The sequence below is a fragment of the Actinomadura sp. NPDC048032 genome (assembly GCF_040653175.1).
Classification (GTDB): Bacteria; Actinomycetota; Actinomycetes; order Streptosporangiales; family Streptosporangiaceae; genus Spirillospora; species Spirillospora verrucosospora.
On record NZ_JBEZJP010000005.1, the window covers coordinates 41282 to 58460 of the forward strand.

21 protein-coding genes are annotated in these 17179 nt (G+C 71.1%); 10 read left to right on the forward strand and 11 right to left on the reverse strand.

Annotated elements, in window-relative coordinates:
* Nucleotides 1-2 precede the first annotated feature (2 nt).
* On the forward strand, nucleotides 3-260 hold the full coding sequence (locus tag AB0C69_RS01750) for a DUF6406 domain-containing protein (RefSeq protein ID WP_360348427.1): 258 nt from the start codon (nucleotides 3-5) through the stop codon (nucleotides 258-260).
* A gap of 179 nt (nucleotides 261-439) precedes the next feature.
* On the opposite strand, the gene AB0C69_RS01755 is transcribed toward AB0C69_RS01750, so the two are convergent.
* Nucleotides 440-1261 (reverse strand): NAD(P)H-binding protein, encoded by an 822-nt coding sequence (locus AB0C69_RS01755; RefSeq protein WP_360348430.1) that lies wholly within the window; start codon nucleotides 1259-1261, stop codon nucleotides 440-442.
* 87 nt (nucleotides 1262-1348) lie between these two features.
* Between AB0C69_RS01755 and AB0C69_RS01760 the strand changes: the two genes are divergently transcribed.
* Both AB0C69_RS01760 and AB0C69_RS01765 read left to right on the forward strand, forming a co-directional pair.
* Nucleotides 1349-1771 carry a helix-turn-helix domain-containing protein gene (locus AB0C69_RS01760; RefSeq protein ID WP_360348433.1) on the forward strand — a complete coding sequence of 141 codons (423 nt, stop codon included), beginning with the start codon at nucleotides 1349-1351 and terminating at the stop codon, nucleotides 1769-1771.
* A gap of 47 nt (nucleotides 1772-1818) precedes the next feature.
* Nucleotides 1819-2169, forward strand: a complete 351-nt coding sequence (locus tag AB0C69_RS01765; RefSeq protein WP_360348436.1) for a hypothetical protein — start codon at nucleotides 1819-1821, stop codon at nucleotides 2167-2169.
* Nucleotides 2170-2195: 26 nt separating this feature from the next.
* On the opposite strand, the gene AB0C69_RS01770 is transcribed toward AB0C69_RS01765, so the two are convergent.
* The 3 genes from AB0C69_RS01770 to AB0C69_RS01780 form a co-directional block, all read right to left on the reverse strand.
* Nucleotides 2196-2591 carry a DUF3224 domain-containing protein gene (locus AB0C69_RS01770; protein WP_360348439.1) on the reverse strand — a complete coding sequence of 132 codons (396 nt, stop codon included), beginning with the start codon at nucleotides 2589-2591 and terminating at the stop codon, nucleotides 2196-2198.
* Nucleotides 2592-2690: 99 nt separating this feature from the next.
* Complete coding sequence (locus AB0C69_RS01775) at nucleotides 2691-3350, reverse strand: DUF3841 domain-containing protein (protein ID WP_360348442.1); 660 nt, start codon at nucleotides 3348-3350, stop codon at nucleotides 2691-2693.
* 7 nt (nucleotides 3351-3357) lie between these two features.
* A complete protein-coding gene (locus AB0C69_RS01780) occupies nucleotides 3358-4521 on the reverse strand; it encodes a serine hydrolase domain-containing protein (RefSeq protein WP_360348445.1) in 1164 nt (387 codons plus the stop codon).
* 229 nt (nucleotides 4522-4750) lie between these two features.
* On the opposite strand from AB0C69_RS01780, the gene AB0C69_RS01785 reads away from it, so the two are divergent.
* A complete protein-coding gene (locus AB0C69_RS01785) occupies nucleotides 4751-5212 on the forward strand; it encodes a pyridoxamine 5'-phosphate oxidase family protein (protein WP_360348448.1) in 462 nt (153 codons plus the stop codon).
* An 11-nt stretch (nucleotides 5213-5223) separates the two neighbouring features.
* Here the strand turns inward: AB0C69_RS01785 and AB0C69_RS01790 are convergent, their stop codons facing one another.
* Nucleotides 5224-6141: a hypothetical protein gene (locus AB0C69_RS01790; RefSeq protein WP_360348451.1), complete on the reverse strand. Its 918-nt coding sequence runs from the start codon at nucleotides 6139-6141 to the stop codon at nucleotides 5224-5226.
* A gap of 44 nt (nucleotides 6142-6185) precedes the next feature.
* Here AB0C69_RS01790 and AB0C69_RS01795 point away from each other — a divergent pair, with 44 nt between their 5' ends.
* Nucleotides 6186-7022, forward strand: a complete 837-nt coding sequence (locus tag AB0C69_RS01795) for a 2,3,4,5-tetrahydropyridine-2,6-dicarboxylate N-succinyltransferase (RefSeq protein WP_345179977.1) — start codon at nucleotides 6186-6188, stop codon at nucleotides 7020-7022.
* Here the strand turns inward: AB0C69_RS01795 and AB0C69_RS01800 are convergent.
* A complete protein-coding gene (locus tag AB0C69_RS01800) occupies nucleotides 7012-7695 on the reverse strand; it encodes a 4'-phosphopantetheinyl transferase superfamily protein (protein WP_360348485.1) in 684 nt (227 codons plus the stop codon). The genes AB0C69_RS01795 and AB0C69_RS01800 overlap by 11 nt on opposite strands.
* A 33-nt stretch (nucleotides 7696-7728) precedes the next feature.
* Here AB0C69_RS01800 and dapE point away from each other — a divergent pair, with 33 nt between their 5' ends.
* The gene (gene dapE / locus AB0C69_RS01805; protein WP_345179979.1) at nucleotides 7729-8805 is read left to right on the forward strand and encodes a succinyl-diaminopimelate desuccinylase; all 1077 of its coding nucleotides are present in this window, start codon (nucleotides 7729-7731) and stop codon (nucleotides 8803-8805) included.
* The gene (locus AB0C69_RS01810) at nucleotides 8802-9602 is read left to right on the forward strand and encodes a TIGR00730 family Rossman fold protein (protein WP_353832398.1); all 801 of its coding nucleotides are present in this window, start codon (nucleotides 8802-8804) and stop codon (nucleotides 9600-9602) included. Before dapE ends, AB0C69_RS01810 begins: the two co-directional genes overlap by 4 nt.
* 71 nt (nucleotides 9603-9673) lie before the next feature.
* Here AB0C69_RS01810 and AB0C69_RS01815 read toward each other — a convergent pair whose 3' ends face one another.
* From AB0C69_RS01815 to AB0C69_RS01825, 3 genes are all read right to left on the reverse strand, one after another.
* A complete protein-coding gene (locus AB0C69_RS01815) occupies nucleotides 9674-10636 on the reverse strand; it encodes a CU044_5270 family protein (protein ID WP_360348455.1) in 963 nt (320 codons plus the stop codon).
* The gene (locus tag AB0C69_RS01820) at nucleotides 10633-11268 is read right to left on the reverse strand and encodes an RNA polymerase sigma factor (protein WP_360348458.1); all 636 of its coding nucleotides are present in this window, start codon (nucleotides 11266-11268) and stop codon (nucleotides 10633-10635) included. Before AB0C69_RS01820 ends, AB0C69_RS01815 begins: the two co-directional genes overlap by 4 nt.
* 76 nt (nucleotides 11269-11344) lie before the next feature.
* A complete protein-coding gene (locus AB0C69_RS01825; RefSeq protein WP_353832396.1) occupies nucleotides 11345-11692 on the reverse strand; it encodes a hypothetical protein in 348 nt (115 codons plus the stop codon).
* Between the two features lie 199 nt (nucleotides 11693-11891).
* On the opposite strand from AB0C69_RS01825, the gene AB0C69_RS01830 reads away from it, so the two are divergent.
* On the forward strand, nucleotides 11892-12926 hold the full coding sequence (locus AB0C69_RS01830; protein ID WP_360348461.1) for a hypothetical protein: 1035 nt from the start codon (nucleotides 11892-11894) through the stop codon (nucleotides 12924-12926).
* 9 nt (nucleotides 12927-12935) lie between these two features.
* Here AB0C69_RS01830 and AB0C69_RS01835 read toward each other — a convergent pair whose 3' ends face one another.
* Nucleotides 12936-13508: a hemerythrin domain-containing protein gene (locus AB0C69_RS01835; protein ID WP_360348464.1), complete on the reverse strand. Its 573-nt coding sequence runs from the start codon at nucleotides 13506-13508 to the stop codon at nucleotides 12936-12938.
* Between the two features lie 253 nt (nucleotides 13509-13761).
* Here AB0C69_RS01835 and AB0C69_RS01840 point away from each other — a divergent pair, with 253 nt between their 5' ends.
* Together AB0C69_RS01840 and AB0C69_RS01845 are read left to right on the forward strand one after the other, a co-directional pair.
* Entirely contained in the window at nucleotides 13762-14967 is a 1206-nt protein-coding gene (locus AB0C69_RS01840; protein ID WP_360348467.1) for a hypothetical protein, read from the forward strand.
* 210 nt (nucleotides 14968-15177) lie between these two features.
* Nucleotides 15178-16374, forward strand: a complete 1197-nt coding sequence (locus tag AB0C69_RS01845; protein WP_360348470.1) for a cytochrome P450 — start codon at nucleotides 15178-15180, stop codon at nucleotides 16372-16374.
* A gap of 11 nt (nucleotides 16375-16385) precedes the next feature.
* On the opposite strand, the gene AB0C69_RS01850 is transcribed toward AB0C69_RS01845, so the two are convergent.
* Nucleotides 16386-17179: SAM-dependent methyltransferase (locus AB0C69_RS01850; RefSeq protein WP_360348473.1), on the reverse strand; the 794-nt coding region annotated here is incomplete at its 5' end.

Here is a 17179-nt window from a genome sequence, read left to right on the forward strand (position 1 = left end):
TGATGCGAAGGAATGTCGCCCTTCGAGAGGGAACCCAGGCTCATCTGGAGGATGGGGTGAAAATGGGCCTCGTCGAGGTGAACATGGGGGAGGGGGATGATCAGTCAGAGGTAATCCTTTTTGTCAAAAATGGCGGTGAGAACGAGTTCACGCTACGCCTCGATGACACCTTCCCGGTCGGTGAACAGACATGGAAGGTTGATCGCATCGAAGAGGTGGGAAATAATCGATTGGGTGCCGTTTTCTCGAGAATCGACTAGATTCCCTAGGTGGGGACGCATCACGGGTCGGACGGCCACACCGTGGTCATCTTTTCTCGAAAGCGATCGGTGGACGGCAGGCCGGGTGGCCTTCTGGTGGAGGTCTGCGGGGATGACGCGTGTGAGTCCTCCCAGGGTGATTGCTGGGAGGACTCATCTCGTTGCCGTGCTGGTGGGTGTTATTGGGGTGCTGCCGGTTTTGTGGCGGAGGCGGCTGCGACGGCTGTGGCCAGTGGGTCTCGGATGGGGCGGCCGAGGACGTGGGCGAGGTCGGGGCTGGTGCCGTCCAGGAAGCCGTGCCGGATGCTTGTCGCGATCGAGACGATCATGGGCGGCTGGAACGGCAGCAAGCCCAGCATCTCGTTCAGGAGTAGGCGCCGGTAATCGTCCAGGCCGACGGCGCGGTAGGGGACTCCGAGTTGTTCGGCCACCTGCGCTGTCGTGATCGGCGTGCCGGTCAGGTCGTAGGTGCGCCCGCTGTGCGGTGCCGGATCCTCAGCGACGATCGCCGCGGCCTCGGCGAGGTCCGCGCGGGAGACCGCGGCCAGAGCGCCGTCGCCGAACGCGGACTCCACCCCGTCGTCGGCCCACATCAGCAGACCGCCGAAGAGTTCGGCATACAGGCCGTTGCGCAGGATCGTCCACGGCAGGCCGCAGGCGCGCACGAGCCTTTCGGTCGCGCGGTGCGCCAGTGCGAAGGCGAGGTGGTCGCCGGCGCCGGTCAGGCTCGTGTAGATGACGTGCCGGACGCCGTCACGGACGGCGGCGTCGAGGACGGCCTTGTGGCGTCCGATGACCTGGTCGTCCTCGGCATAGCCGGCGGAGATCAGCACCAGGGTCGATACGCCCGCCAGGTCCAAGCCGGTGGGGTCGTCGAAATCGAGGCGCCGCATCCCGTCTTTGGGCGTGCGGCTGCCGCCTGTCGCGCTCGCGCCGCGGGCGTTCAGCGCCGCGAGCGTCGCCGAGCCGAGGTTCCCGCTCGCTCCGGTCACCAAGATCATGTCAGTCCCCGACTTCCGTAGTGGTTCTCTTCGGTAACTACGCTTGATCTTGATTTGCTCGCGCGTCGGCCACAAGGAGGCAGTCTCATGTCACCCACGCACACCGGGGTAACCGCCCCATCGGCGGCCCTCGATCCCTGCGGGCGGGCGGACCACCCGGACTGCGGGATCCGCGAAGTCCTGGACCGCATCGGGGACAAGTGGTCGGTACTCGTGGTCGTTGAACTCGCGGGCGGGCCGCGGCGCTTCCGGGAACTCCAGCGCGCGATCGACGGCATCTCCCAGCGCATGCTCACCCTCACGGTGCGCAGGCTGGAGCGCGACGGACTCGTCCTCCGCACCGTGTACCCGACCGTCCCGGCCCAGGTCGACTACCGTCTGACGGAGACCGGGACCAGCCTGACCCACCTGGTCAAAGCACTCGCCGACTGGTCCCTCACTCATCGCGACGTCATCGCTGAGGCACGGCACCGGTACGACGAGACCAACCCAGGCCACGACATCCGTTAATGGGGAGCCCAGATGCCGGGCGGTGCACTAGGGGCAGAATCGGATCCATGACGAACGTGGCCGACCGGCAGATTCCCGAGTACCTCGACTTTGTCGGGCCCGGGTGGCGCGACATCCTGTTGCGGACCCACGCCGAACTCCTCGCTGTGCTGCCGAACTACCAGGTGGCCCAGGTCAAGGAGAAGTACGGGATGCTGGACGTCAACCTGGGCGGGTACGTCGACCCTGTCACCGGCGAGTTCGGCATCAGCCGGGAACTCGGTACTCGGGTCAGTGCGATCCTCAGTGCCGCACGGGACGAGTCCCGACGCACCTGCGAGGTCTGCGGCGAGCCCGGTAGCGAGACGGGCCAGGCGTGGATCAAGACGCTCTGCCCCGACCACGCCCGGCGAACCTAGTACGCCAGTTGGAGTGCGCCGCGAAATTACAGGGTGTAAGCGAGGGTGAGCACCTGGAATTCACGTTCCATCGCCTGGCCAGAGATGCCGGCCAGGCCTCCGGTTCCGGAGTTGGGGACGATGCTGCCGTGGCTGCTTTGCTCGTCCCCGTCGGCGAGCCCGAAATGCTGGATGACGAACGTGCCCTGTCGCCCGTCGAGCGTCCCCTCGATCCGCTCGGACGCCACGTAACCGCCGCCCGCCTCTCCCTGGGCGGTCAACACCTCCGCGACGCCCGTACCGTCGATCACGCCCTGGTACCGCTTGCGGATCGTGACCCGGGTCATCTTGGGCCCCTCGGAAGGCTTCTCGTACACGCTCTCGTCGAAGTCGGTGATCTCGAACTTGGCCTCGACGGTGCGCTGTTCCTGCTGCTCGGTCATGGCGCCGAAGACTAGCCTGCGCCTCTCGAAGCGCCTTCAACCCCCGAGACCTTGTGTGCCCCGTGGGTCGTCTCGCTGCCGCTCGGCGGATTCGGGCGGTCAGGTGATTCGGACGGCTTCCAGCACTTCGTCGGCGTTCAGGGCGTGGACGGTGCCCTGCCAGCATTCGAACGGGCCGTAGTTGCCTCGGTCGAGGATGCATTCCCAGGACTTCTCGATCTCGTTCCGCAGGTCGGTGGGCCACTCCCGGATCGGGGTGTCGCGCATACCTGTCGCGCGGAGGCGGGCGTCGAACTCGTCGTACGTCTCCTCCCAGCGGGCGAACGCGTCGTCCTCGGACTCGCCAGGGCGCCTCGGCATCCCCAGGCCCTTGTTCAGGACCAGATGCCACTCGTCGAAGTGGGAGAGGAGCACCCGGTCGCGCGGGACCCGGCAGGTGAGCAGCACCTGGCCGCGCGAGTGGCGACAGGCTTCGACCAGATGCTTGCGATGGGTGCGTGCCCAGAACCACAGTGCGCCGTCTCCGCTGGTCGGTAGGCGGGCCGCCATCATGCGGTAGATCCAGGCGTAGGCGTCCGCGAACGCTTCCTCAGCCAGTTTCGGGTCCGGCCTCAGTGTGCCCGTTGTGAGCAGGGTCTCCAACGCCTCGACCGGTTGGACGGTGTGAAGCAGCAGCCGCTCCGCGTCGAGGTCGTAGCCCATCCGACCGGCTGGCACGGCCTGTTCAGGCTTGGCGTTCCGAACTGGGAAGGGGGCCACGCGGTCATCATGACGGCTTCGACGGGCAGAAGGCGGCCTCCACGGCCTTGCCCGCGTCGAACTCCACGGCGCTGGGCTTGGCGCTCAGGGTGAGGGACATCGCGAACTGGCGGCGGCCGTCTTCTGAGTAGAAGGTCAAGGCGATGGAGCCGGGGGCCAGCCCGCCCACGATGTAGAAATCGTCGGCGCAACTGCTGCGGCTCTTGCCCTGGAGGCGCGAGTCGCCGGGCAGCCGGTCGGTCAGGACTCGCTGGAGTTCCGGCGGCAGCAGCCTGCCCTGGTTGAACGCCCGTTGGAAGACGCTGACGTCGTGCGCGGTGGAGACCACCCCTCCGGCCCCGCCGGTGTAGCCGGCGTTGAACCGGTCCACGTCGCGCAACCTCCCCTCGGCGTCGGGGTAGTAGCCGTGGCCGTGCGGCCCCACGACGCCGTCCGGCGGCGCGACCATGAGGTAGGTCTTGGTCATCCCGAGCGGGCCGAACAGGTGATCGTGCAGCTCGGCGCCCAGGTCGTGGCCGGTCGCCCTTTCGATGATCATGCCGAGGACGGTGTAGTTGGTGTTGGAGTAGGTCCACTTCTCGCCCGGTTCCCCGGTCCGGGGCCGGGCGCGGCTCCACCTCACCAGATCGAGCGGCTGGTAGGGGGTCGTGAAGTCGAACACGTCGAACGCGGGGTCGTCGCCCTCGCTCCCGTCCGGCTTCGGCTTTCCGGCGTACCAGTCGGGGATGCCGGAGGTGTGCCGGATCATCTGCCGGACCGTGATCTCGTCGGCCCGCTCCACCAGATCCTTCTCCGCCACCTCCGGCAGCAGGTCGCCGAGCTTGTCGTCCACGCCCAGCCGGCCCTCCTCGACCAGTTGCAGCACTACGGTGGCCACCATCTGCTTGGTCTGCGACCAGATCCGGAAGCGGGCGTTCGCCGGAATCTGTCCGCCCTCTCCGTCCAGCAGGCGCGAGCCCCCGCTGCCCTGCCCGACGGCCTTCCCGTCGAGGTAGGCCCCGCCGACGGCCCCCACGACCCCGGGAGTCCCGGCCAGTTCCTCCATCGCCTTCTGCACGTTCCCGGCCTGCGCCGGGGCGGCGGTGGCGGGCGCGGCCTGTGCCGCCATCGTCATGGCGAGACCGGCGGCGAGACCGGCCTTCAGCAGCGGGCGGACGTTCTTGTGCGACACCACGCGTTTCCTTTTCGTGTTCGCCTTCCGAAGCCGGGGAGAACGGCCCCCGGCACGAACCGCTGTGGTCCGTGCCCCCACCGAAGACGAAGGACTGTTGCGGCGGCGTATGCGCTTTTCGATACGCCCGCGATAGGCCGACAAGACTGAGGCTGAGGGTTTCTCGGTCGCTGGGAGTAGGTCTCTCGCCTCATGCGCGCCTTGAGTCTGCTGGCTAAGGTCGGCGCTCATGCGGACCACGGGCATAGTCGGCCGCCAGGTGGCGGAACGTAGGCGCGACACCCTGGAGCGGCTCGTCGGCGAGCGGGATGTGTGGGTCTCGACGGCACACCCTGATCATGGCCCGCACCAGGTGCCGCTGTGGTTCATGTGGGACGGCGAAGCGGTGTGGATGTGCACCGGTGCCGGTTCCGCGACTGCTCGGAACGTCCGCGAGGAGCCCCGCGTGCGGCTAGGGCTGCCGGACACCTTCGACGTGGTGCTTCTCCAAGGCGAGGCAGAGTGCTTCCCGGACCGGGACGTGCCCGAAGACGCGGCGGAGGCCTTCGCCGCCAAATTCGGATGGGACCCGCGCGCGGAGAAGGACCCCTATCTGTATGTGCGCGTAGTGCCGAAGGTCGTGCGCGCCTGGCGCGGCGAGCCGGAGCTGCGCGGCCGAGTCATCATGCGCGACGGGGCCTGGCTGGAATAGCGGCCCCCGAGCTACTGGACGATGACGGTGGTCTGGGCGGCCTGCTTGTCGTCCGTCCAGCCGTCGTGGCCGGCCTTGGACTGCCAGTGCTTGCCCGCGTAGCGGACCTCGGTCAGGCCGTAGGCCTGGGCGTGGGTGACGGCCCAGCTCGCGACGGCCCAGCCCGAGCGGGGGTTCGTGACCTGGATCGAGTTCCACGACTTCGGGTCGGACGGGGAGCCCGCCTTGAGGGGGCCGGGGCCGCCGACCTTCAGGCGGCTGCCGAAGGCGCGGCGCATCTCCAGGAGCGCCTCGGGGCGGCGGGACGTCGCCTTCTTGTCGGGCGGGTACCAGCAGCGGGCCGTGGCGGGCTCGCGGCCGGTGAAGGCGGTCGCGAGGAGCTTGCCGTCGGGCTCGTGCTGGGCGTAGGCGCGGCCGTCGGCGCTGCGCTGCACCTTCTGCGCCGCGTCGTGCAGGTCGCGGTCGAGGTAGTCCTTGACCTTGACGAGGGCGTCGAAGAACTTGCTGGTGGCCTGGACGGGGTCGCGGAGCTTGTCCGGCGTGCCCCAGCCCTGGGACGGGCGCTGCTGGAACATGCCCACCGAGTCGCGGTCGCCGTTCGGCAGGTTGTGGATGTGCGACTCCTGGATCGCGGTCGCGTAGGCGATCACCACGGCGCGTTCGGGGAGCTGCTTGCGGAACGCGACGGCGGCGATGGTGGCGGCGTTCGCGCCCTGCTCCAGGTCGAGCGGCATCTTGCCGAGGCTCGTGCGCACCTCGCAGCCGGACCCGTGCAGGTACGGGCGCATCCGCTGGAACGCCACGTAGCCGCCCACGCCCGCCAGCAGCACGACGACGCACAGGACCGCGGCCCAGCGGACGCCGCGCCGGCGGCGCCCGCCGCTCGCCCCCTCATCGGGGCGCGCCTTCAACCTCGCCCAAACAGCCACGCGAAGACAGTACTGGGAGATGGCCACCAGTAAGCTCAGGAGGCATGACCGAAACGTTCACCAGCCCGATCTCCGGCGGCATCGACGAGTTGTGGGAGCGGCGCGCCGAGCTGACGCCGGACGACGCCGAGGCCCGAGCGGCCATCGTGGCCGCCGTCGACCAGCTCGACGCGGGGGAGGCCCGCGTCGCCCGGATCGATCCCGCGACCGACGAGGTCGTCGTCGACGAGCGGGCCAAGCGGGCGATCCTGCTGAGCTTCAAGGTCCTCGGCATGGCGCGCTCGCAGGTGGGCGACTTCCGGTACCACGACCGCATCCCGCTGAAGACGCGGCTGGACGGCGTGCGCGTCGTGCCGGGCGCCATCGCGCGGTGGGGGGCCCACCTGGCGCCGGGCGTGGTGCTGATGCCGTCGTTCACCAACATCGGCGCCTACGTCGACTCCGGGACGATGGTCGACACGTGGGCCACCGTGGGGTCGTGCGCGCAGGTCGGCAAGAACGTCCACCTGTCGGGCGGCGTCGGCATCGGCGGCGTGCTGGAGCCCCCGAACGCCAAGCCGGTGGTCATCGAGGACGAGGCGATGATCGGCAGCCGGTCCATGATCGTCGAGGGCGCGCGGGTGGGGCGCGGCGCCGTCGTCGGGTCGGGGACGAACCTGTCGGCGTCCATGCCGGTCATCGACGTGGAGACGGGCGAGGAGATCAGCCGCGGGCGCATCCCCGACTGGTGCGTCGCGGTCGGCGGCACCCGCTACAAGGAGTTCAAGGGCGGCACGTTCGGGCTCCCGGCGGTGCTGATCCTCAAGCGGCTGGAGGAGGGGCAGCGCCACGACAAGGCGTCCCTCAACGACATCCTCCGCGACCACGGCATCAACACCTGAGCGGGAACTCGGCGACGTCGAGGGGGCGGTCGGTGAGGACGGCGGCCGAGGCGGCGTAGCCGGGGCCCGCGTCCAGGTCGGCGAGGCGGACGGGCGAGACGGCCGCCTCGCCCTCCCAGCCCAGCACCTCGGGGGGCTCGTCCGGGCCGGACACGTGAATGGCGGTCATCGGCGCGGCCAGGCCGTGGCCGGTGGCCTTCAGAAGGGCCTCCTTCCGACTCCAGTAGACGTGAAAACCGCGCTTCCGGTCGGTCATGGCCTTCAGTGCCTCCGATTCGGCGGTGGTGAGGACCATCCGGGAGAGGCCGTCGATGTCGCGGTCGCTCTCCTGCTCCACGTCCGCCCCGACCTCGGCGCCCTCGACGACGACGAGCAGGACGCGGTCCCCCGAGTGGGAGAGCGAGAAGTCCAGGCCGCTGCCGGGCAGGCGCGGCTTGCCGTGCGCGTCGCCGCACAGGCGGCAGTCGGTGGTGAAGCGCAGGTCGCGCGGGGCCCGGCCGGTGGCCTCGGCGAGGACCGTGCGCGCGAGGAACCGCCCGGTGACGAACCGGGCCTTGTCCTCGGCGCGCATGAACCGGTCGTAGCGGGCGCGCTCCCCGTCGTCGAGGAGGTCGCGCATCCGGGGGTCGTCGGCGGGACGCGCCCAATGGACGGCGCACTCCAGTACGGGCATCTCCACGGACGCGATGATAGATAACCTTCGACCATGGGGCTTGATCTGTACTCGGACGTCGCGGACCTGACGGCGGCGGTCGTCGACATCGAGTCGGTGAGCGGCGGGGAGGAACCCCTGGCCGGGGCCGTCGAGGAGGCGCTGCGCGCGCTGCCGCACCTGGCGGTGGAGCGCGTCGGCAACAACGTCGTCGCGCGCACCGATCTCGGACGGGCCGAACGGGTCGTGCTGGCCGGGCACCTCGACACCGTCCCGCTGAACGGCAACCTCCCGTCCCGCGTGGAGGGCGACCGGCTCTACGGCTGCGGCACCACCGACATGAAGAGCGGCGTCGCGGTCGCGCTGCGGCTCGCCGCGACCGTCGCCCGGCCCAGCCGCGACGTCACCTACGTCTTCTACGACTGCGAGGAGGTCGAGGCCGCGCGCAACGGGCTGCGGCACCTCGCGCAGGCACGGCCGGAGCTGCTCGCGGGCGACTTCGCGGTGCTGATGGAGCCGACCGGCGGGCTGATCGAGGGCGGCTGCCAGGGCACGATGCGCGTCGAGGTCACCGCGACGGGGGAGCGGGCGCACAGCGCGCGCGCCTGGATGGGGTCGAACGCGATCCACTCGGCGGGGGCGATCCTGGACGTCCTGCGCGCCTACGAGCCGTCCCGCCCGGTCGTGGACGGGCTGGAGTACCACGAGGGCCTGAACGCGGTGTTCATCTCGGGAGGCGTCGCCGGGAACGTCATCCCGGACGAATGCGTCGTCACCGTGAATTATCGGTTCGCGCCTGACAAGTCCCTCGCCGACGCGGAGGCGTACCTGCGGGAAACCTTCGCCGGCTTCCAGGTGACGGTCACCGACGGCGCGTCGGCCGCCCGCCCGGGCCTGCACCACCCGGCCGCCGCCGCGTTCGCCGCGGCGAGCGGCGCGGAGGTCCGCGCGAAGCTCGGCTGGACGGACGTCGCCCGCTTCGCCGAGCTCGGCGTCCCGGCCGTCAACTACGGCCCCGGCGAGCCGACCCTCGCGCACACGCGGGACGAGTACGTCGAGATCCCTCTCATCGCCGAGTGCGAGCAACGAATGCGCACGTGGCTGGAGGGTCCCATTACCGTGGCCTCATGACATCGGAAGTGAATTCCCGCTCGCGCCGGCAGGGGCCGGCCATGCTGCGGGGGAAGGCCGTCCCCCCGACCACGACCGACCAGCGGCTCCTGGACGGCCGCGGCCCGGTCGACTGGGTGCACGCCGACCCGTGGCGGGTGCTGCGGATCCAGGCGGAGTTCGTCGAGGGCTTCGGCCTCCTCGCCGAGCTGCCGAAGGCCGTCAGCGTCTTCGGCAGCGCCCGCACCAAGCCGGACTCGCCCGAGTACGAGCTCGCGGTCGACATCGGCGCCCGCCTGCACGAGGCCGGCTACGCCGTGATCACCGGCGGCGGGCCGGGGATCATGGAGGCGGCCAACAAGGGCTGCGACGAGAACGGGGGCCTGTCGGTCGGCCTCGGCATCGAGCTGCCGTTCGAGCAGAAGCTGAACGACCACCTCGACATCGGCCTGGAGTTCCGGTACTTCTTCGTCCGCAAGACGATGTTCGTGAAGTACTCGCAGGCCTTCGTCGTCCTGCCGGGCGGCTTCGGGACGCTGGACGAGCTGTTCGAGGCGATCACCCTCGTCCAGACCAAGAAGATCACCCGGTTCCCGATCGTGCTGGTCGGCACGAGGTTCTGGGGCGGCCTGCTCGACTGGGTCAAGGAGTCGATGCTGACCTCCGGCAAGATCTCGCCGCAGGACATCGACCTGATCCACCTCACCGACGACCCCGAGGAGGTCGTCCGGATCATCATCGAGGGCCACACCCGGGCCGAGCAGGAGATCATCGAGTCCCGCGCCGCCGCCGAGGCCGCGGAGACCGCCGGGGAGTAGCCCCCCGTCCCGTGGGACCTGCATGATCCCCCGATCATGCAGGTCCAGACGGTCTCCGCGTGCGGGGGGCGCTACCTGGGCGCCCGGTCCGTCCACTCGGCCGTGATCGCGGCGCCGCCGGGGACGGTGACCCGCGCGCCGTCCGCCGAGACGAAGAAGTCGGTGTCGGTGATGCGGGACGTCTTCGGATCGACGACCAGGTGCGCGTCCCCTCCTCCGCCGAAGGAGATCGACAGGCCCTGCCCGCCCTTGACCGCACCGAGGTCCTGGACGTTCGGATAGGCGGCGATCGCGCGGAAGGCGGCGGCGCGGACCTTCGGCGGGGCCGGGAGCTGGGAGACGAGGGAGAGGAGCCCGTCGAAGACGGAGCGCTCCCGCGCGGCGGCGTCGGGGCGGCCGGCACTGGTCTCGATGCCGCCGCGCTCCACGCCGGCGGCGATCCGCGCCTTCAGTGCGCCGGGAGAGCTCGGAAGGCTCTGGAGCTGGGCGAGGGTGACGCCGGGGCCGCCGAGCCGGAACGGGGCGGGACGGGTCAGCGGGACCACCTTGCCGCCCGTCTTCTCTCCCTTCCACCAGACCCGGCCGTCGCGCCCGGTCCAGCTCTCCAGCGAGGTGCGGGCGCCGCCCTCGCGAGCGGTGGACACCGTCCGGACGTACCAGTACGCGCCGCCTCCCGCCGGCGTCTTCGCCGCGGTGGTGGCGGCCACGAGCAGGACCTGCCGGCCGGACGGGGCCGACGCCCCCGGGCCCTCGTCCGGCTTCCGGGCCCCTCCGGCGCCGACGGCGCCGATCGCCACCGCGGCGGCCGCCGCGGCGATCGCGGTGCCCGCCGCGGCGAGGAGGAGGGGGCGCCGCCTGGAGGGGCGGCGCGGAGCCTGCTCGGCCGATCGAAGGTCCTGCTGGATCTCGCTCATCACGAACTCCTGGAGTCGTTGGCGGCGGTCGCCCGGCAGATCCCGCTCCGCCGGCACCGGCAGCAGCCGGGCCAGCTCCTCACGCTCGTCCGGGTTCGGCTGGATCGGTGTGGAATTCATCGGGTCTTCTCCTGAGCGGACCGGACCGCGATCTCGCGGTCACCCTCTTGCTGTCCGTGGCCGGAAGGCGGTTCCCGGTCTTCTGCGGGCGGCCGGGCGCCTCCGGTGGTGAGGCCGTCGAGCTTCCTGCGGGCGCGCGACAGCCGGGAGCGCACCGTGCCGACCGGCACGCCGAGCGCTTCGGCGGCCTCGGCGTAGCCGAGCCCCGACCAGACGCACAGCGCCAGCACCTCGCGCTCGGGCTCGCGCAGCGTCGCCAGCGCCGCGCGCATCAAGGCGAGCCGCTCGCGATCGTCGATGCGGCCCGCGGCCTCGTCGGTGAAGTCCGGGACCGTGTCGCTCCTCGGAAGCCGCGCCAGCGCGCCGTCGTGCCGCCTGGCCGCGCGGCGCACGTTGCGGGCGACGTTGGTGGCGATGCCCAGCAGCCAGGGACGCAGCGACCCCTCCGCCTCGACGTCGACCCTCTCGCGAAGGCGCCATGACTCCAGGAAGGTCAGGGACACCACGTCCTCCGCCGTCGCCCAGTTCCCCGTCAGGCGGAAGGCGTGGTTGTAGACCGAGCGCACCTGTTCGTCGAACAGTTCTCTGAACGCATCCGGATCCCCGGCGTGAACCCGGGTACGCAAACTCATCTCCACATGCGGGGACTGTTCACCGGAACGTTCAGGTTCCCGTGACCTGCGTCACACGACACGGCCGGTCCGGGCTTCATCCACTGGCGATCACGGCTGCCGGGGTCACGATCGCGAGCACGACCTGCCCCGTGACCAGGATCGGGTGGATTCGCCGGGTCGCCGTCCAGGAGGAGCGGAGGATCAGGGCGGTGACGCCGGCGGCGGCGCTGGCCCAGAAGGACCACCACGCGATGGGCATGAGGATGCCGGAGGCCGGATCGCACTGCTCCCCGTAGGTGAGGCACCGGCCGTACTCGGGGGTCGCGAGCACGCAGATCCAGGCGAGCGCGGTGGCGGGGAGCAGCAGGGCGAGCGCGATCGCCGCGGCCACGCGCCAGCCCGAGCGCTTCCGGGAGACGGCAGCGGTGTTCTCTGTGGTCACGACTTCAGTGAACAGCCCCCCGGACGCTTGATCGATCCGTGCGGCTACTCAGGTCCGTCCGGTGGGGTACTCAGCGGGGTCGCCGCGCTCAGCGGACTGTTGACGGCGGGTGGCGGCGCCGATAGGAAGAGGGCTTTGTGTCGTGCGCCGGAGGGTGTTGCGGCCGACCGGAAGTGGGGCGCGGAGCGGGATGCCGGGGTTGCGGCGAGCGGGACTGTTCGGAGTGGTGCCGCTGGTGGCGATCGCCGTCGCCGTGTTCGCCTGGTACCGGCTCAGCGACACCGGCAGGGACTGGCGCTACCGGGACGCGCTCGCCGGCTTCTGCCAGGGGCTCGTCCCCGAGGCCGAGTCCGCCGTCCTCACCGGCCACGAGGCGAGCGGTCTCGGACGCGACGAGCACATCGCGGACGACGCCCTGCGGTGGGAGCGGTGCACGGTCGCCGACCTCAGCCTCACCATCGGCGACGTCGCCGACACGCTGGACAACACCGGCGCTCCCGGAGCGTTCTTCACCCGGCTGCACCGCGGCTCCGGCGAACTGCCGGTGGCGCTGGGCGGCGGCTGGGAGGGCTACACCGATCTGCGCAACACCGCCGTGGTGCTGCCCTGTGCCAACCGGCCCGCGTCCGTCCTGGTGTCCGCGGCCTCAAAGGAGACGCTCGCGGATCCCGCGAAGGCGCATCGAGTCGCCCGGCTCGTCACCGCCACCGCGGTGCGGGCCGCCCGCCACTACGGCTGCGACGCCAGACCCGGCGGCCCGGTGCCGCCCGTGCCGAGGCCGACCGGGGAGACGGCCCCCGAGAACGCCGGCGGCACCTGCGCGGGCATCCCGGTCGCCACCGCCGTGGACCGGGGCGAGGTCAACTGGATCAAGTGGACGGACGGCGGGGGGAGCGCGCCGGTCGAGGAGTGCGTGCTCGGCAAGACCGTGGCCTTCTCCGCGGCGGCGTACCACTTCCAGGCGAACTACGGCCCGTACGCGCAGAGGCTGCGGACCACCCGGTACGACGGCGGGCATGGCGGCCGCTACGGCCTGAAGGCCGATTCCGGCCTCGACACCCACAGCGCCTGGGCCACGGCACGCTGCCCGGGGCACACCGCGCGGGCGCTGTTCCTGGTCGACGCGACCGAGTACGCCGCCCCGACGAAGTCGTTCCTGCGGGCCGCACTGCGCACCTTCGCCGGGCGCGCCGTCGAGCGGCACGGCTGCACGGACCTCCGGCCGCCGCGCTGAACGGCCGGGTCAGCTCTTGTCGCGGGCGGCGCGGATCATGTCGCGGACGCGGTCGGTCACCGCGGCGAGCGGCCCGGCGAGCATGTTCCTGGTCGCGGACTCCACTCCCGGGTGCGGGCGCGTGGGCGCGGTGGCCTCCGCCGCGCGGACGGCGGCGGCGAAGCCCCTGAGCTGGGCGGGGCTCAGCTCGTCCTTGAGCCGGTCGAACTCGTAGCGCTCCTCGGCGCGGGCGTGGGTCAGCACGTCCACGCGAAGCTTGTCGAGCGACTTGAGGAAGCGCGGATCGCCGGGGTCCATGCCGTCCAGCTCGGCGAGCAGCTCCTTGGCCTCGCGCTCCTCGGCCAGCCGGTCGTCCACGATGCCGTCGCCGCCGGGCAGGCGCCGGGCCACGGGGTGGACGATCTCCTCCTCGGCGGTCTCATGGACCGCCAGCAGCTTGACCAGCTGCCGGAAGGCGTCCTTGCGCTCGGCGCCCTCGGAGTTCATGACCTCGTCGAACAGGTCCCTGATCCGGCCGTGCTGCGCGCGCAGCAGGTCGACGACGTCCCCGGTGGTCCCGGTGCCGGCGGGTGTGGTCCGCATGGCCTCTCTCGCTTTCTCGCTCGGCCGCGGCCTGGCGCGGAGCGCCGAACGGCGCGGTGGGTGGGCGATGCGGCGGGCCGTACCCAGGGCGGGAGGCCCCATACCGGTGGCTCTGGCTTCTTCCCGCCGGGCTTCGGTCAACGCCGGACCAATCTTGGAATCGGACGGTGCCGGGAGGTGCGGGACGGATCGCTTCGGGTACGCGCCCCGGGCGTCAGCCCGAACCGCCCCGCAGCAGGAAGGGAGGAGGCCGGTGGCCTTCAACCCGCTCGAACACCGCGGCATCCCGCTGGACGACCAGCTCCGCAACTGGGCGCAGCTGGACGTGGCGCCCGTCGACCCCGACACGGCCGATCCCTACACCAAGTGCCGCATCATCGCGATGAACGGCATCGAGGTGGAGGCGATCATGTTCAGCCACCATTTCAACCGCATCTGCCCCGACCTGGAGGTCAAGCGGCAGCTGGCGCAGGTCCGCAACATCGAGCAGCAGCAGCAGAAGGTGGTCAACTGGCTGCTGCCCGGCCAGGCGTCGGTGCTGGAGACCACCATCAGCTACGAGCAGGTCGCGGTCGACCTGACCGGCTGGGTCGCCCGCCAGGAGCCCGACCCCTACCTGAAGCAGGCCTACGAGTTCGGGCTGCTGGAGGACTTCGACCACCTGTACCGGTACGCCAACCTGTACGAGATGATCGAGCACCGCCGGGCCGAGAAGATCGTCGACCAGCTCACCGAGGTGATGCCGGGACGGCCCGGCCACCTGCAGCACCGCCACCCGTTCGACAACGTCCGCGAGCCCTACGACCGCGAGGCGGCGGCGCCGGTCTCCAAGCTGCACGCGCTGACGATCATGGCGGCCGAGCAGCAGACGATGAACTTCTACATGAACGTCGGCCCCATGTACATGGAGCCCATCGCGCGGCAGCTCTACCAGGACATCGGCCTCATCGAGGAGGAGCACGTCACCCACTACGAGTCGCTGGTCGACCCCGGGGAGACCTGGTGGGAGCGGCTCGTCAACCACGAGTACAACGAGTGCTACCTGTACTACTCGTTCATGCGGACCGAGTCCGACCCGCGCATCAAGGACATCTGGGAGCTGCACCTGAACATGGAGCTGGAGCACCTGCGGATCGCCTGCGACCTGATGCGCCGCCACGACGGCCGCGACCCCGAGAGCATCCTCGCCCCCATGCTTCCCGAGCCGGTCACCTTCGAGCCGAACAAGCAGTACGTGCGCGAACTGCTCGCCACGCAGATCGACTACACGACCCTCGGCACCGGCTACGTCCAGGAGGCGCACCGCCGCTTCGAGGAGTACCAGGACAAGATCAACGCCGAGCGGCCGCCGCAGGAGCGCGTCATCGACGAGCACCGCGCCAAGTTCGGCGACGAGTACCGCCTGGAGACCGACGGGCCCCACCCGGTCGGGCGCCTCCGCGACAAGCCCGCCGGCTGACCGCTCGCCGCGCCCCCGCCCGCCCCGGCCCGCGTCCCGCCGCCTTCGGCCGTGACGCGGCCATTCGAGCGCGGGAATTGTGGCACGGTCCACCGCCGGATGGCCGTAATCGGTCACATGGCGCCCTTCGCGATGTGCTGGGGTTGGGGGGAGGACGCCGTAAGCGAATGCTGACCGGCGTGCGGCTTTCGATGGCGGTAGGAGGCTGCGATGGGTGTGCGGTACAGCCTGTACGACTTCGGAATTCAACAGGACCCGTATCCGGTCTACGCGCAGTTGAGGGAGGACGCGCCGGTCTACAGAAATGACGAGGAGGATTTCTTCGTCCTGTCGCGGCACGCGGACGTGACCGCGGCATTCCGGGACTTCCGGCGCTTCTCCAGCGCGAACGGGATCCTGCTGGAGCCGTCGGTGTGGGGGCCGGAGGCGCGGACGCACGCGTCGTTCCTCGCGATGGACCCGCCCGAGCACACCCGGATGCGCGGGCTCGTGGCGAAGGCGTTCACCCCGCGCCGCGTCGCCGCGCTCGAGCGACGGGTCCGCGGCATCGCGCGCGGCCACCTGGACCGGGCGCTGGACGGCGCGGGCCCGGGCGGCGCGGAACTGGACCTCGTGGCCGACTACGCGGCGCTGCTGCCGATGGACGTCATCTCCGAGCTGGTCGGCGTCCCGGAGTCCGACCGCGGCGAGCTGCGGCGGCTGGCCGACGCGATCGTCCACCACCAGCAGGGCGTCCGGGACGTGACCGAGGCGGGCCGCGGGGCGCTCTCGGCCCTGGTGGGCTACTTCCACGGTCTGCTCGCCGAGCGCCGGGCGCGGCGCCGCGACGACCTGGCGTCGGCGCTGCTGGACGCCGCCGACGGCGACGACCACCTGACCGAAGCCGAGATCATGGGGGTGCTGTTCATCCTGATCGCGGCCGGGAACGAGACGGCCACCCACCTGATCTCGAACGCCTGGCACTGCGCCTGGCGGCATCTGGACCGGCCGTCCGGGGCGTTCGGGCGGATCGGCGACTGGATCGAGGAGACGCTGCGGCTGGAGGCCCCGGCGCAGGCCGACGGGCGGACGGTGACCGCGGAGTTCACGCTGCACGGCGTGACCGTCCCGGCCGGGGCCCGCATGCTGCTGGTGATCGGCGCCGCGAACCGCGACCCGCGCGCCTTCGCCGATCCCGACCGCTTCGACCTGGACCGCGACACCAACGCCAAGATCAGTTTCGGGTCGGGGCGGCACTACTGCATCGGGGCGCACCTGGCCCGGCTGCAGGCCCGGGTCGCTCTGGAGGAGCTGGCGGCCCGCACCGGCGACTACGACATCGACGAGGCCCGGGCCCGGTGGGTCAACTCGCCGTACGTGCGCGGGTTCGCCGAGCTGCCGACCGTGATCGCCCGCGGGGCGGGGTGAGGGGGAACCGGTCAGGGCTTGCGGGCGACGGCACCGATGAAGTGGCACCACCGCGGGTCCGGCGCCGGCCCCGCGGGGCGCGGGCGGCCCCACTGCGGGACCCACACGACGCCGGGGTCGAGGATCTCCAGCCCGGCGAAGCAGCGGGCCACCTCCTCGGGGCCGCGCGAGTAGATCGGCAGTTTCGACCTGCGGTACACGGCCTGGGAGTGCTCGGTGTCGCCGGGGTCCATGCCGCCGTCGTAGCCGTGGGAGATCACCACGTGGCTGCCGGAGGGCAGCCGGCGGGCGAGGCGCCCGACGAGCCCGGCGGGGTCGTCATCGTCGTGCACGAAGTGCAGGACGGCCACCAGCAGCAGGCCGACGGGCTCGCCGAAGTCGATCAGCTCGTTCAGCCGGGGGTCGGCCAGCAGCTCCTCGGGGCGGCGCAGGTCGCCCTCGACGACCGCGACGCTGGGGCTGCCCTCCAGCAGGGCGCGGCCGTGCGCCAGCACCACGGGATCGTGGTCCACGTAGACCACGCGGGCGTCCGGAGCGGCGTCGCGGGCGATCTCGTGGACGTTGCCCTGCGTGGGCAGGCCGGTCCCGACGTCGATGAACTGCCGGATGCCGGCCTGCGCCGCCAGGTGGCGGACGGCGCGGGTCAGGAAGTCGCGGTTGGCGCGGGCCGCGGCGGGAGCGTCGGGCACCGTCTTCATGATCTCCTCGGCGGCCGCGCGGTCGACGGCGTAGTTGTCCTTGCCGCCGAGGAAGTAGTCGTAGATGCGGGCGGGGGAGGCCTGGAGGGTGTCGATGGCCAGGTCGG

What these genes read in the sequence shown, in the direction of transcription:
- AB0C69_RS01765 (WP_360348436.1), top strand. Translation starts at nt 1,819, where the DNA reads ATGACGAACGTGGCCGACCGGCAGATTCCCGAGTACCTCGACTTTGTC.
- AB0C69_RS01785 (WP_360348448.1), top strand. Translation starts at nt 4,751, where the DNA reads ATGCGGACCACGGGCATAGTCGGCCGCCAGGTGGCGGAACGTAGGCGC.
- AB0C69_RS01770 (WP_360348439.1), bottom strand. Translation starts at nt 2,591, where the DNA reads ATGACCGAGCAGCAGGAACAGCGCACCGTCGAGGCCAAGTTCGAGATC.
- dapE (WP_345179979.1), top strand. Translation starts at nt 7,729, where the DNA reads ATGGGGCTTGATCTGTACTCGGACGTCGCGGACCTGACGGCGGCGGTC.
- AB0C69_RS01820 (WP_360348458.1), bottom strand. Translation starts at nt 11,268, where the DNA reads ATGAGTTTGCGTACCCGGGTTCACGCCGGGGATCCGGATGCGTTCAGA.
- AB0C69_RS01835 (WP_360348464.1), bottom strand. Translation starts at nt 13,508, where the DNA reads ATGCGGACCACACCCGCCGGCACCGGGACCACCGGGGACGTCGTCGAC.
- AB0C69_RS01755 (WP_360348430.1), bottom strand. Translation starts at nt 1,261, where the DNA reads ATGATCTTGGTGACCGGAGCGAGCGGGAACCTCGGCTCGGCGACGCTC.
- AB0C69_RS01845 (WP_360348470.1), top strand. Translation starts at nt 15,178, where the DNA reads ATGGGTGTGCGGTACAGCCTGTACGACTTCGGAATTCAACAGGACCCG.
- AB0C69_RS01815 (WP_360348455.1), bottom strand. Translation starts at nt 10,636, where the DNA reads ATGAATTCCACACCGATCCAGCCGAACCCGGACGAGCGTGAGGAGCTG.
- AB0C69_RS01795 (WP_345179977.1), top strand. Translation starts at nt 6,186, where the DNA reads ATGACCGAAACGTTCACCAGCCCGATCTCCGGCGGCATCGACGAGTTG.
- AB0C69_RS01800 (WP_360348485.1), bottom strand. Translation starts at nt 7,695, where the DNA reads ATGCCCGTACTGGAGTGCGCCGTCCATTGGGCGCGTCCCGCCGACGAC.
- AB0C69_RS01810 (WP_353832398.1), top strand. Translation starts at nt 8,802, where the DNA reads ATGACATCGGAAGTGAATTCCCGCTCGCGCCGGCAGGGGCCGGCCATG.
- AB0C69_RS01750 (WP_360348427.1), top strand. Translation starts at nt 3, where the DNA reads ATGCGAAGGAATGTCGCCCTTCGAGAGGGAACCCAGGCTCATCTGGAG.
- AB0C69_RS01760 (WP_360348433.1), top strand. Translation starts at nt 1,349, where the DNA reads ATGTCACCCACGCACACCGGGGTAACCGCCCCATCGGCGGCCCTCGAT.